General features: G+C 56.1%; 10 protein-coding genes. 5 read left to right on the forward strand and 5 right to left on the reverse strand.

The annotated features are described in order from the left end of the window. Positions 1–25 precede the first annotated feature (25 nt). From U5A52_RS35940 to U5A52_RS35950, 3 genes are read right to left on the reverse strand one after another with little or no spacing between them, the layout of a single operon-like run. Positions 26–841 carry an enoyl-CoA hydratase/isomerase family protein gene (locus U5A52_RS35940; protein ID WP_321938768.1) on the reverse strand — a complete coding sequence of 272 codons (816 nt, stop codon included), beginning with the start codon at positions 839–841 and terminating at the stop codon, positions 26–28. Positions 842–861: 20 nt separating this feature from the next. Further along, positions 862–2361 (reverse strand): class I adenylate-forming enzyme family protein, encoded by a 1500-nt coding sequence (locus tag U5A52_RS35945; RefSeq protein ID WP_321938769.1) that lies wholly within the window; start codon positions 2359–2361, stop codon positions 862–864. A 44-nt stretch (positions 2362–2405) separates the two neighbouring features. Next, positions 2406–3797, reverse strand: a complete 1392-nt coding sequence (locus U5A52_RS35950) for a short-chain fatty acid transporter (protein ID WP_321938770.1) — start codon at positions 3795–3797, stop codon at positions 2406–2408. A 210-nt stretch (positions 3798–4007) separates the two neighbouring features. Here U5A52_RS35950 and U5A52_RS35955 point away from each other — a divergent pair, with 210 nt between their 5' ends. The 5 genes from U5A52_RS35955 to U5A52_RS35975 all read left to right on the forward strand — a co-directional run bounded on the left by U5A52_RS35955 (position 4008) and on the right by U5A52_RS35975 (position 9892). Further along, positions 4008–5234, forward strand: a complete 1227-nt coding sequence (locus U5A52_RS35955; RefSeq protein WP_321938772.1) for an MFS transporter — start codon at positions 4008–4010, stop codon at positions 5232–5234. Positions 5235–5264: 30 nt separating this feature from the next. Then, complete coding sequence (locus U5A52_RS35960; RefSeq protein ID WP_321938774.1) at positions 5265–5888, forward strand: TetR/AcrR family transcriptional regulator; 624 nt, start codon at positions 5265–5267, stop codon at positions 5886–5888. Positions 5889–6491: 603 nt separating this feature from the next. Further along, entirely contained in the window at positions 6492–6887 is a 396-nt protein-coding gene (locus U5A52_RS35965; RefSeq protein ID WP_321938776.1) for an AMP-binding protein, read from the forward strand. 619 nt (positions 6888–7506) lie between these two features. Further along, a complete protein-coding gene (locus U5A52_RS35970) occupies positions 7507–8313 on the forward strand; it encodes a crotonase/enoyl-CoA hydratase family protein (RefSeq protein ID WP_321938820.1) in 807 nt (268 codons plus the stop codon). 430 nt (positions 8314–8743) lie between these two features. Beyond that, a complete protein-coding gene (locus U5A52_RS35975) occupies positions 8744–9892 on the forward strand; it encodes an AraC family transcriptional regulator (protein ID WP_321938778.1) in 1149 nt (382 codons plus the stop codon). A 209-nt stretch (positions 9893–10101) separates the two neighbouring features. On the opposite strand, the gene U5A52_RS35980 is transcribed toward U5A52_RS35975, so the two are convergent. Together U5A52_RS35980 and U5A52_RS35985 are read right to left on the reverse strand one after the other, a co-directional pair. After that, positions 10102–11448 (reverse strand): MFS transporter, encoded by a 1347-nt coding sequence (locus U5A52_RS35980; protein WP_321938780.1) that lies wholly within the window; start codon positions 11446–11448, stop codon positions 10102–10104. Between the two features lie 136 nt (positions 11449–11584). Continuing rightward, positions 11585–13648 (reverse strand): hydantoinase/oxoprolinase family protein, encoded by a 2064-nt coding sequence (locus U5A52_RS35985; protein WP_321938782.1) that lies wholly within the window; start codon positions 13646–13648, stop codon positions 11585–11587. Positions 13649–13663: the final 15 nt, after the last annotated feature.

Consider the following 13663-nt stretch of genomic DNA (forward strand, 5'->3'; position numbering starts at 1 on the left):
TGTCAGATGTTTGTGATAGCTGGCGTCAACCTTCGAATCGACGGTCGCGCCATCGGATAGCTTCGCGCATGCCCTGCTCGCGAGCGACTTCCATAAATGCCTTCTTGTCGGGCGACCCTGCCGACTCGATTGCATGGTCGATATTGAGGGAGTGGCGTAGGGATTCCTTCATGCCCCTCACCTCGAAACTATGATTGATTGCCCGTTTCGTTACGCGGACCAGATTCGGGTCGATGACGCACATCGTGCGTGCAATGCGTAGTGCCTCAGCCAAATGCTCGCCATCCGGGACAACGCGATTAACGAACCCTAGTTCGACTGCCCTGCGAACATCGATGTGGTCGAGGCCAGTCAGGATAATTTCCTTTGCCTGCTTCGGATTGGTCATCCAGGGCAGGAGCATCGTGACGATGCCCGCGCCAAACTTCAGTTCGGGCTCTCCGAAAATAGCGGAGTCGGTTGCTACCGTGATGTCGCATGCAAGCGCAATTTCAAAGGCACCGGCAAGGCAGGCGCCATGGACGGCGGCGATAGTTGGCTTCGGGCAGTCCCAGAATCGCATCGTCGTATTGAAATCCCGGTCGAGGATTTCGCGCCAGATTGCTTCGCCTTCCGGCCGTGCTTCCAGCTGCTCCTTGAGGTCGAAGCCGGACGAAAACGCCTTACCCTCACCCGTCACGACGATTGCTCTCACGCGTCCGTCCGTTTCAGCCCGGTCCATCGCAGTGTTGATTTCCTCGAGCGACTTCTTTCCGAGCGCATTGAGCCGTTCGGGCCGGTTCAACGTGATGGTCGCGATGAAATCGTTGACGTCGTATTTCAGCGTCGAGAAGTCGGTCATTGCTGTCTCCCATCCTGTTTTCACGAACGACCCACAAGCGGTACGAGCGAGCCGCCGGTAATCATGTTTCGAAAGGCGCTACGGTCGGCCTTCCCAGTTCTACCAACAGGTAGCCCCTCGCCCACATAGATGTAATCAGGCAGCTTGAAGCGATCAAGCCGTGTCAGGAGAAACGCACGTAGCGGATCGACGTCAATGGCGCAGCCTGAATTGGGGACGATGAGAACGTGAATGCGTTCACCGAGAATCTCGTCAGGCGCACCGACGACCATGCAGTCATTTACCGCGTCAAACTGCTTGATTGCCCGCTCGACTTCCATGGGGGTGACCTTGTTGCCTCCGCGTGAGATAAGTTCCTTGGAGCGGCCCATGAGACGGATCTGGCCTTCACCGTCGAGCACCGCAAGGTCTCCTGTTTTGAACCAAACACCGGCAAATGCCGATTCAGTGAGTGCGGGTTCGTCGAGATAACCGTTCATGAGGGAAGGGCTATTGATTTGCAATTCGCCTACCTCCCCTGGAGCCGCCTCCTGCCCTACTTCGCCGACCACACGATACCGTACACGGCTCGACGGAAGCCCCAAAGAGTGGGGATTCGCCTGTCTGTCGGCCGGAAACTGGAAGAAGTCACACGTCGAAGTTTCGGTGAGGCCGTATATGTTCACAAGGTCCGTCTCCGGAAACAGATTGGCAACCTGCGCTGCCAACTGCTCACTCAATTGCTCGCCGCCCGTGAGAACCTGACGCAGGGCTGGGCATGACGGCACGAACCCCGTACATGCGCCCGCCCCTTGCGAAAGCACGGCAAGCATCGCTCGCAGCATTGTTGGCACAACCCCAACGCGATGTATGCGTTCGTTGCTCAGTTGTTCCAGCAGAAGAGCCGGAACAAATTTCTCCGGCAATACAATGGTCCCCCCGCCCATCAAGGTCAGCAGGCTGACCCAGATCCCAAAGCTGAAGGTGATATTGAGCAGTTGAAGTGTGCGCTGGCCGCGACGGAAATGAATCATCGCGTCGATTGCCCGGAGTTTCCCGGAGAAAGCATGATGACCGACCACGACCCCTTTCGGGTTACCCGTGGAGCCCGACGTGAAAATGACCAGTGCCGCGTTGGAGAGTTCCCCCCGGGGTCGTGGTGGTATTTCACCGACCTGAATTACCGGACTGCCGTTAGCCTCCGCACCACGTGCGAGGTCCACTGCAAGTCGGGCCCCCGTCTTCTCGCGAATGCTGATGGTCATTTCGACTGGTGACATCCGATGAATCGGAACCACCACTCCTCCGGCCAACCATACCCCAAGGAAGCCAGCGAGATCGGATGGGTGGTTAGAGACGGCGACATGGACAGGTTCATCCTGCTGGCAGCCGTGCTTCTTCAGGGCATGTTCGACTGCGTTCGCTTTCTCCAGCAACTCCTGATAGGTCAACGTCGACCCTACAGCATCGATCGCAGTCGCCGAAAGGAACTTTCGGCACGCCGCTGCTAGTAGGAAACCAAGGTTATGCATTTCGTCCATGAGCTTTACGTCATAAAAGTGGGCGTCAGGATTTAACGAACCAGTTACAGCAGGAGAAGCGCCCCCCCCATCACTGCGAACATGATGAAGAAGATGATGACCGTGTAGCCCATCACACGCCCCATACCAACCCCAGCGATCGCGAGCAGAGGAATGACCCACATCGGCTGAATCATGTCTGCCACACCCTCGCCGAGCGCGACGGAAATGGCGACTGCGTGTTGCGGAACACCGAGGTGCTGAGCGGCAGGAACAACGAATGGAGCCTGGACGATCCAATGGCCACCGGCACTCGGAACGAACATGCTGATGAGCGTCGAGGACACAAAACTCCAGAACGGAAGCGTGTGAGTCGTTGAGAAGCCGATAAACCACTTCGCGATGACATCGGCAAGGCCGGTTGCCGTCATGACTCCCATGATACCGCCGTAAATTGGGAACTGAAGCAGGATAGGTCCCGCAACTCGTGCTGCATTGTTGATAGCGGTGAGATACCCGCGCGGCGTCCAGTGCGTCACCAGACCGAGCAACAGGAAAATCATCACCAGCATGTTAAGGTCCATCGTGAACGACCCGACGGCAAGCTTCATCACGATATAACCGAGACCCAGGACAACGAGAATCAGGTTTAGTACCCACGCTGAATCCAGCCTGGCAGCCAACGTAGTCGGTCGACTCTTCGACACTTCGACGACGTCTTCTTCGATAAGCCGCCGGGGGTCTGCAGCGATGGTTTCATTGTCTCGCGGCATCATCATGCGGAACACCACCGGGATGACTACCGCGAGGACAAGGAGGGGGACGAAGTTCAGCGGCGAAAGCAGAAAGTCCTTCATCGGCAGAACATTACCGGTCACCTTTTCGATGATGTTCAGGGGCGAGCCGTGTGTCGCACTCAGAAGCGCGATTGAACTCGAGATGCCACACACATAGAACGACCAGCCCGCATATGCGGCTGCCACGAGCCATGCGAAATCGACGCGAACACGCTTCGCGATTTCTCGTGCGAAGAGTGCGGAAATAACAAGACCAACCGCCCAGTTCAGCAATCCGCCAGTCATCGAGACGAAGAACGTAAGTGCCATTGCACCGCCTGCCGTCTTCGGGATCGAAGCTATTTTGCGAAGAAGCAGCGATACCGGCTTCGATGTTGACAGCGCATGACCAGTGACCAGTGTCAGTGCAACCAGAAACGCGAAGCTGGCAATCTTGAACACGCCGTCGTACCAGCTAACTACGACGTTACCGATGCTTCCATGCGGCGCAATAGCTACCGCTAGAGAGCACGTAATGAGGGTCAAAAGAATCGCGATCACGAATGGATCCGGCATGATCCTTTCGACCAGTACGACGCACATACGGGTAAACCCATGCAATCCGTATGACCGCGCCGGTTTGTCCATCGGCGCCGCTGCTCCAGTGCTCACCTTCTCCATTGCTCATGTCTCCTTGGTCTGAAACGCTCGGTGGCGTTCAGTGTTATGGATGAACTAGACGGCCGGTCAGTTAGTGATGTTATAGCTCTAGGTTGACTGGTCGTCTACAAAAAACTATAGTGGTTACGGGTAAGTCCTGGCACCGACATTTCGGGAAGCCGGATGACCATCGGGCGGCGAATCGAAAACGACCATCAGGAGACATGCGAAGTGGAGACGCAGGTTGATGCAGGCCATACTGAGGCGGGTACGAGCGTTCGTGCGAGCCGCGCTATTGCGGTGATCGCTATCGCGCAACTGTTCGGTACATCGTTGTGGTTCAGCGCCAATGCGGCCATGCATGACCTGCAGACCTCATGGCATCTAAGCGCGACGGGCATTGGGTGGTTGACGAACTCGGTTCAACTCGGCTTCATCGTCGGTACACTGATTTCAGCATCGACGGGAATTGCGGATCGACTCCCCACCAGCAGAGTTTTCGCCGTATGTGGACTTTTGGGTGCAGCTCTGAACGCGCTTTTCGCGCTGTGCAGTTCTGGCGTCGCGTCAGCGATTGTGTTCCGGTTCGGAGTGGGGATTGCGCTGGCCGGGATTTATCCGCTTGGCATGAAGCTGCTCGTAACATGGGCGCCAAAGCGAGCGGCGCAAACACTTGCCTGGCTGGTCGCGATGCTCACGCTGGGTACAGCATCCGTACACGCAATCAGGGGAGTGCTCGACAACGTTTCATGGCATCTTGTTGTCCTTACGTCGTCGCTACTGGCGGTTGCGGGCGCATTGATGGTTCTATCGCTTGGCGAGGGGCCATATACCCGTCGTGCTGCGCCCGGCGCCCTGATCAGCGGAGTAGGTGCGGTGTTCCGAATTCGTGAATTCCGGGCCGCTGCGTTTGGGTACTTTGGCCATATGTGGGAGCTCTATGCTTTCTGGACGCTGGTGCCGATGCTGGTTGTGAGAGCTGTCGCCGGCGGCCCCATGGAATCCCCAAGAGATGTAGCTTTACTCTCGTTTTTTATCATTGGAATTGGTGCGGTCGGTTGTGTCGCGGGAGGCTTCTTCAGTAAGTGGTTCGGAAGTGCACGCGCCGCGTTTATCGCACTCCTTGTGTCGGGCAGTCTCTGTCTTATATACCCCTTTGTCGCCGGCAAGTTCCATGGCGTCACTCCATTGGCGCTGCTGGCTGTTTGGGGTCTGGCTGTCATCGCGGATTCTCCGCAGTTCTCAGCCCTCTCTGTCCGGGCGTGCCCGCCGGAACAAATCGGCGGCGCCCTGACACTGCAGAACAGTATTGGATTTTTTCTGTCGGCATGTTCGATATTTGCCTCGACGAGCGTGTACCACTCGTTAGGTGCGTGGATTTCGCTGTTACTACTTCCGGGGCCGGTACTTGGCCTGTTTGCAATGTCGCCGCTACTAGCGAAGAAGCCACGTTGGTAGACGAACTTGGATAATTTGAAGGACGGGTAAATGGCAACGACAACAACAAAACGCGACACGGGTCGCCGCGCGGAGCTGGTTCGGCTGGGGGTAGCCATACTGACCGAAAAAGGCTTCTACAACTTTTCGCTTGATGAACTGGTTGCACTCGCTGGAGTACCAAAGGGTTCCTTCCACTACTATTTTAACAACAAGGATGCTTACGCTATCGAGGTCATTCAGGCGTATGGGGAATACTTTGCGAAGAAACTCGATACACATCTGACAAACACTACTCTTTCCCCAATTGAGCGAATCAAGGCTTTCACCGAAGACGCTGCACGAGGCATGCAGCGACACAAATTCAAACGTGGATGTCTCGTAGGGAATCTGAGCCAGGAACTTGCCGCGCTGGACGAGAATTTTCGCAAAGCACTGCTCGACGTGCTTGGCGACTGGCGCTATCGGATCCGTGAATGCCTTGAAGAAGGCAAGCGGGCTGGCGAGATTCGCCAAGATGCAGACACAACGGCGCTCGCGCGGTACTTCTGGAACGCATGGGAAGGTGCCGTCATGTGCTCAAAGCTCGAGAAGTCAAGGCAACCGCTCGATGACGCAAGTGCCGCCTTCGTGGCACATCTCAGCTGCCCAGACAGCCGCAAGACTATCGGCTAACGGGTCACCACCTGTACGTAGCTCTTTGGCCTTGGCTTGAGGGGTCGAGCCAGGGTCCCTTTTTGCGAAGAGTCGACCTCAGGTGATCCGGCACGTCTAGGAGGCCGGTTTGCCCGCGCAACGACTCCTCGGAGCTCACCAATCGCAATCCCGCGGTGGTCATTCTGCATGCACTCGCGCATCCACCTGACGAAGAGCGGTGTGATGGCGGCACGCATATTGGTGCGTTACAGGACCTGTTGGTGCATAGGACAGCATCCTTATGCGTTGAACTGCACAAGCAACGCAAGAGCACACGGACATCGTGCATCGTGCTCTCCGTGGAATGCGACCGCCTCGACTTGGCGCGACGCTATTACGGCAGCGATGACGTGCAAACCTGACGTGAGCGCTACTGCCAAGCGAACCGCATGCGGCGCATTCAAACTCCCCTACGGTCGCCGCAAATATACCGCCAGGCAGATGTGACATCCATACGCTTCCTATCGTGTTCAGCCCCTGCCGGATCCACCGAAGTTGGCCCGAAATGCAAATTTCTCGACACCGATCATCATAGAAAGAGGCGAGGCATGCTCCTACTATTGCGAAAAGGAGCAAGGAGACATGATGCCTGCACATACAAGCATAGTGACGATTCCGTTGGTGGTCACCTCGATTCTTCGACGGATGTTTCACGTCAAAGCATGGGGCCTTCCGTATTCCGCCTTGTTGTCTGGCGCGCGGCTGGTCTTGCCGGGCGGCAATCTCGGTGGTGATGCGATCTATCGCCTCTGTACTTCAACGGGAGTTACGGTGGCAGCGGGCGTCCCGACAGTCTGGAATGCTCTTCTCGACTACATGAGCTCGCAGAACCTCCACTTCGACGCGCTGAAGCGAGCGGTGATCGGAGGTGCAGCATGCCCGCCACAGATGACTGAGGACCTAGGCGATCGAGGGATCGTGGTTTTCCACGCTGGGGCACGACCGAAGTTTCCCTGCTCGGCTCCGTGGGTCGACTGATGCCGCAGCACCAGAGACTTGACGACGAGAGCCGAAATCTCATTCTCGCAGCACAAGGTCGCCCGCTGTTCGGCCTGCAGTTTAAATTGCTGGACGTTTCGGGGGCCGACGTCGCGAAGGACGGCCGCTCTCCCGGTCGGTTGATGATCAAAGGAAACGGGGTCATCGAACGTTACTTTGGGATGCATCCCGCACTGGACGATGGTTGGTTCGATACAGGGGATATCGCGACCATCGACGCCGACGGCTATCTACGAAATACCGACCGTAGTAAGGACATGATCAAGAGCGGTGGCGAATTAATATCGTCACTCGAGATTGAGAGCATCGCTCTGGAAGCAAGACGTTCTTCTCTCTGCTTGTGTCGCCAAACCCGACGAGAAGTGGGGAGAGCGTCCTGTTCTGTTTGTGTCTTGCGGGAAGGTAGTCGTATGTCTGCCCAGCAGATTCTCGATGTATTTCACGAACGCGTTCCGAGAGATCCATTCCGGATTGGGTTCAGATCATCCAGGACATGCCCTTGAGTGCAACGGGAAAGATTCATAAAGCCAGCCCTCGGGAAGCATTGTCTGGTCAGAACAATATATTCATTTACCCTCGATTGAGCAGGGAGCACATGATGTCAATCAAGTATCTTGAGATTTCAGAAATCGGCAAGGTCGGAGTGGTGACCTTGAACAGGCCGGCGAAGCGGAATGCACTCGACGAGAGTGCGATCGACGAAATCGACGCATATTTTTCCCACATCCCGCAGCATATCCGGGTCATCCTCATGCGAGCGGAGGGCAATCATTTCTGCGCCGGCCTGGACCTGAAAGAGCACCACGACAAACAGCGAAGTGCGGTACAGTTCATGCGCGTGTGCCAAGCATGGCACACGGCGTTCGACAAGATTCAACATGGCGGCATCCCGGTAGTCGCTTGCATGCAGGGAGCGGTTGTCGGTGGTGGATTGGAGCTGGCTAGTGCGGCCCATGTCAGGATCGCTGATAAAAGTACCTATTTTTCGTTGCCTGAAGGCACGCGTGGCATCTTCACCGGCGGCGGCGCTACGGTGCGAACGGCAAAAATCGTCACGCCCAATCGTATGGTCGAGATGATGCTGACAGGTCGTGTGGTCGATGCGGAGGAAGGCCTTCGCATTGGACTTGCTCACTATGTTTGCGGTACCGAAAGCAACCCCGTAAGTGCTTACAATTTCGCGCTCGAAACTTCGCAGCGTATCGCCGAGAACGCGGAGTTGTCGAACTATGCGATCGTCAGCTCGATCAACCGGATCGCAGACATGGCCTCAACCGACGGACTGTTTGCTGAAGGATTGATGGCGGCAGTAGTACAGACGGGGATCGACGTTCAGGAACGACTGGGCGACTTTGTCAATAAGCGAGCCCACAAAGTCAAGCCGGCATCCAAGATGCCCGGCTGAAGAAGGCTCGAGGGTCTAGCAAGTGAGGCGAAGAACGCGTCCGGTAACGTAGTCGGTATCGTTCCGCGCGCTCGCCCTCGTTCAGCGAAACACCGCACTTCAACGCCTCCGTCGACAAGCCGTCCGACGAACCGCATCCGGAACTGCGTGCCTTGTCTAGCCCAGGGCACGCAGCCATGGAGACCACGGGTTGCTAGCGGTATAGGCGCCGCAAGCACACGACTATCAGAAATCTCGATCTACTCCTCATCTACGGATGAATCGGCAGTCTGATTGGTACCAACTAATGCCGTCACAAAAATGAAGAGCGCCCTCGTTCTACGCGGGCAGTATCGATTTTCCCTCCTATGTCCGCGTCGGGCGGTATGATCATCAGATGTAATTGATCCGACGCGGTGCTCGCATGACAAGAGAGGTATTCGTGCATGCCATGAAAAGCGACGACGCTCCGATACTCTCGACCGTATCATTCCTAGTCATCGAAGACCTGCTGGAAAGCCTCCGTCGCATCTGCTCACCCGAGGCATTTGATCACATCCTGCAGGAAGCCCGCATCTCGGATCCGGCCCTTCGCGCGTCTGGAGCTCGTATCACCCACGACCAACTGGTCAAACTCTATCAGAGCGCCGCCGCAAGCACGGGCGACGAAATGATGGGGCTGTGGAGTCGAACCATTCGCCCCAAGGCACTGAAAACTATCTGCAGGGTTGTCATCGATGCGCCTTCGGTAGGCGTGGCCCTACACCGGTTTACGGAAGTATGGAATCTCTTGCTTGACGACTATGAGCTGCAGCTCCAGAAGACTGATCGGACTCTTACGTTGGCACTTTGCAGCCGAGCGCCAAACAGCACCCCGAATCGCTTCGGACATGCCTTGTTGCTGAAATTGACTCATGGCATCGCTTCGTGGCTTGTTGGCAGAGAGTTGTCAGTCGAAAGCGTAGCCTTTTCGTTCTCCCGCCCCCCTTTCGCCGACGACTACCCGATTCTATTTCCGTCGAACGTGACGTTTGATGCGCCGTCGTCGGCAATCGCCTTTCATTCAGAAGTAGGAGACCTTCCCGTCGAGAGAAAGAAGGCGGATATGCACGAGTTCTTGATTCGAGCACCAAGAGACTGGATCTTTACCGACTTCAAGGAACACTCGATTCAGTTGAAGGTGCGTGAATACCTCTTTACGTCCTCGAATCTGAACAGAAGCCTGGATGAAGCGGCTAAGCAGCTAAACATGTCGCGGAGAACCTTGATTCGCAAGCTCGCCGCAGAAGGTCCAACTTTTCAGCAAATCAAAGACGGCCTCCGCCGCGACATCTCCATTCGTGATCTGAGTCTTGGTCGAAAGACTCTCGACGAGATTTCAGAATCCCTCGGCTTCAGTTGCGTGGCGGTCTTTCATAGGGCGTTCAAGAGATGGACAGGCACGACTCCAGCCGTATATCGCTCGCGACCACCAGGTGCATACCCCCCCTCGCCACAAGGCTCCCCCATAAAAACACCTCGTATTCGGACCACTCCGAATGATCTCCGAACATCATCTATCGAGATTAGGAATGCGCGTCGAACTTGCTCGTGTCAATAGCTTTCGCTGGCAAGAACCCAATACTGTCGGCAGCTACATCGCGATATGCCACTTAGCTGCCGCTTCGGTTCTGGATCCGGCACCCTGGCTGCGCATTTTCTTCACCCAGAAGTTGTGGCGTACAACAAACGAGCTCGTTCCTGCCGCCTGAGCTTCCCCCCGAGATCGCATTCCAGCCGGCCCTGTATAAGCAAACCCGAAGGGGAAACTCACTCTTCTTTCATGGGCCGCCCCGTCTGGTCAGTCGAGGAGAGCAATGCGATCAACCCCACAACACATCCCAAAATCATGTAGTACGCAGGGGTGATTGGATTGCCCGTTTTCTCGATGAGCCATGCGTCAATCATAGGGGCCGTTCCTGCGAAGATGGCGATCGTAACGTTGTAACTGACGGACATCGCCATGAAGCGGACTTTGATTGGAAACAACGTAGGTACCTGAGCAAATATGCATGAGGTCAGCGCGGCGAGGGATACGTTCAACGTGACCAAGGCTGTGACCTGCAAAATCAGATTTCCAGATTGAAGAAGATGGAAGCTAGGTGCTGCGAGTACGAGCACAGCGAGGCTCCCCGCGATCATTACGGGCTTTCGGCCAATGCGGTCCGCAAGCATCGCGAAAAGAGGGATAAGCAGGACCAGCACAAGCATAGGTAACAAGCTTATCGCTAGCGCGTCTGTTCCGCTTAGATGAAGAGTGCGGTTCAGAAAGGTCGGAATATAGCTCAATACCGTAAAGAGAGTGATATTGGTCACAATCACCATGCCCGCTGCCTGCAGCATGTGTTTCTTGTAGCCCCCAAGCCTCGCAACCTGTTTTAGGATAGTGGCTGGTTCGACGCGTCCCCGCTTTTGGGCATCCACGAAGGCTTGCGACTCTTCAAGACGGCGGCGGATATAAAGACCAATCAACGCGAGCGGAGCCGCGAAATAGAACGGTACGCGCCAACCCCATGCAGCAAGCGTAGCGTCGTCAAACATCAGATGGAGAACGTAGCTTACGAGAGCACCCGCCAAGAAGCCCGCCATAGCACCGACCTCTACCCAGGCAGTCATCAGTGTGCGATTATGGTTTTCGCTGCGCTCGGCAACATATATAGCTGCCGCGCTGACCTCCCCGCCCGCCGATAGCCCCTGGAACAGTCGCAAGACGACAAGCAAGACAGGGGCAAGCGTTCCGAGTGTTGCGTACGATGGCAAAAGGCCGATTCCAAAAGTCGCAGCTGCCATCACAAAGAGCGTTACATTTAAGATGCTCTTTCGTCCATAGCGATCCGCCAGAACACTACACATAATTCCGCCAAAAGGGCGTGCCAAAAACGCGATAGCGAATGTGGCGAATGACGCAATAATCTGTACACCAGGGGAGCTAGTCGGGAAGAAGACCTTTCCCATGATGGTGGCCAGGTACCCGTAAACCGAGAACTCGAACCACTCGATTACGCTTCCTGCCATCGCGGCGATGACGACCCGGCGAAGCCCTTGCTGTGATTCCGTGTTGCCGGCTTGTTCAACGTTGTTTCGGCGTGTCACGCCAAAATTGCTCGGTGCGCTCATAGCTTAGATTCAATAGGAGAAAAATGGAGGCACACGCTCGCGCAGCGTCGATGCATTTACTGCGAGCGTGCCGTGTTACCGCTTTACTCGACAACCGGAATCTGACGCAGCGCGTGTGCCCACACGCGCCATCGTTCTACTTCTGTCGCACACTGAGGTCCAACCAGCCGTTCTCAGTGACAATCGCCTTGTCACCGCGATGCAAAATGATAGTCGTCGTCTCGGCTTCGATAACCGCCGGACCCGAAATCTGTTGTCCAGATACAAGCTTTTCCATTGCGAAAACGTCGACCTCCACCCAATCGCCTTCCGTAAAGATTTCCTTCCGACGCTTCACACTGTTATTAGCTTCAGCCGATGTTTTCGTATTACCGAGCAACCGCGGGACAGAGCCGACAATAGCGACGTGCACATTGACCAGCACGACCTCCTGTCCTGGAGAGCTATAGGTGTATAGCGCCTCATGTCGCTCGTGGAAACGGCTGCAAACGTGCTCGACCAGATTCGCGTCGTCGAAATCGAGGCCGTCGAGGCTGACGTCGACCTCATAAATTTGCTCGCCGTAACGCATCTGCGCACTACGTTCGACCTTCAGAGGTGCCGCAAAATCGTCGACAAAGTCTGCCTGTGCAAAGGCGAACGACTCGGCTTCGTCAAACAGGGCCTTGAGGCCAGCGCCGTCCAAGCGGTTGAGGTCGACCAGGTGGCTACGGGTTGTCTCGTACCTCAGATCGGTTGCGAGCATGCCCCACGCAGACAGCACCGATGCCACTGTCGGAACGATAACGCGCGCAATGTCGAGTTCGCGTGCGACTTCGGTCGCGTGCAATCCAGCCGCACCACCGAAGCTCAATAACGCATATTGCCGCGGGTCTACGCCTCGCCGCAGCGTCATTAGCCGCACACCGTCGGCCATTTTGACGTTGATGAGGCGCAGAATCCCAGACGCAGTCTCAATTGCTGAAAGATTAAGCTTCTCCCCTAGTTCGCCCATCGCGTTCTGCACTGCAGGGAGATTGAGCTTCGTCCGACCACCCAGGAAATTATCCGCGTCGAGATAGCCGAGCATCAGATTCGCGTCAGTCACCGTGGGTTTCTTCCCTCCCCGGTTGTAGCAGACTGGGCCGGGCCACGAGCCGGCACTCTGGGGTCCAACATCAAAGGCGCCGCCTGCGTCGATGTGTGCGATGGATCCTCCACCCGATGCAATCGACAGAATATCGAAGCTGCGCAATGCGATACGCTCCCCGGCCAGGCCCCGCTCCGACGAGACGACCGCATTTCCGTCGGACACCAATGAAATGTCGGTACTCGTACCCCCCATGTCGAACGGAATCAGCTTGGGTGTCCCCGCGATATCCGCGCAAGCAAGCGTTCCCGAGATACCACCTGCCGGGCCTGACAGCGCCGTTGCTGCTGAGAGTTTGATTGCCTCAGCGACCGATGTAATACCGCCATGCGAAAGGATGATGTGCAGCGGATTGTCAAGACCGGCATCTTTCAGCTTGTGCTCGAGGTTCGTCAGGTAACGCTTCATGGCGGGCCCGACATAGGCATTGACGACCGTGGTCGATACCCGCTCGTACTCCTTGATCTGGGGCAGCACTTCTGACGAGAGCGAGACATATACATCCGGCAGGTGTTCCCGTAGAAGATCCGCTGTACGCTGCTCATGTACAGCATTGCGGTACGCGTGCAAGTAACACACAGCGACCGCCTCCACACCGCTCTTTTTCAGAAAGGTAATCTGTTCAAGAAGCGCGGCCTCATTGAGAGCAGTCGAAACTGTGCCGTCCCAGCGCACGCGTTCCTGGACACCAAGCCTCAGGTGACGCGGCACAAGGGGTTCAGGCGGCACCATCGCGAGGTTGTATCGCTCGGGCTTCAATCCCTCGCGCATTTCCAACACATCTCGATGCCCGTCCGTGGTAAGAAGCGCCGTTCGTGCACCCTTGCGCTCCAACAATGCGTTCGTCGCGACAGTCATGCCGTGCACAATTCGGAGCGTGGAACCAAGCATTGCTGGCAACGTGATTCCAAGCTGCTCAGCCAGGCGTTGAAGGCCCTCCAGCACGCCGATAGATTGATCTTGAGGAGTCGATGGAGACTTTGCGAACGTCACTTTTCCGTCCGTATCTGTAGCGGCGAAGTCAGTGAACGTACCGCCCACATCGATACCAATAATGTATTGCGAGGGCATTTCGTGTGCTCCTTT

The sequence above is a fragment of the Paraburkholderia sp. J8-2 genome (assembly GCF_905220195.1).
Classification (GTDB): domain Bacteria; phylum Pseudomonadota; class Gammaproteobacteria; order Burkholderiales; family Burkholderiaceae; genus Paraburkholderia.

What these genes read in the sequence shown, in the direction of transcription:
- U5A52_RS35945 (WP_321938769.1), bottom strand. Translation starts at nt 2,361, where the DNA reads ATGGACGAAATGCATAACCTTGGTTTCCTACTAGCAGCGGCGTGCCGA.
- U5A52_RS35970 (WP_321938820.1), top strand. Translation starts at nt 7,507, where the DNA reads ATGTCAATCAAGTATCTTGAGATTTCAGAAATCGGCAAGGTCGGAGTG.
- U5A52_RS35985 (WP_321938782.1), bottom strand. Translation starts at nt 13,648, where the DNA reads ATGCCCTCGCAATACATTATTGGTATCGATGTGGGCGGTACGTTCACT.
- U5A52_RS35960 (WP_321938774.1), top strand. Translation starts at nt 5,265, where the DNA reads ATGGCAACGACAACAACAAAACGCGACACGGGTCGCCGCGCGGAGCTG.
- U5A52_RS35980 (WP_321938780.1), bottom strand. Translation starts at nt 11,448, where the DNA reads ATGAGCGCACCGAGCAATTTTGGCGTGACACGCCGAAACAACGTTGAA.
- U5A52_RS35950 (WP_321938770.1), bottom strand. Translation starts at nt 3,797, where the DNA reads ATGGAGAAGGTGAGCACTGGAGCAGCGGCGCCGATGGACAAACCGGCG.
- U5A52_RS35940 (WP_321938768.1), bottom strand. Translation starts at nt 841, where the DNA reads ATGACCGACTTCTCGACGCTGAAATACGACGTCAACGATTTCATCGCG.
- U5A52_RS35975 (WP_321938778.1), top strand. Translation starts at nt 8,744, where the DNA reads ATGAAAAGCGACGACGCTCCGATACTCTCGACCGTATCATTCCTAGTC.
- U5A52_RS35965 (WP_321938776.1), top strand. Translation starts at nt 6,492, where the DNA reads ATGATGCCTGCACATACAAGCATAGTGACGATTCCGTTGGTGGTCACC.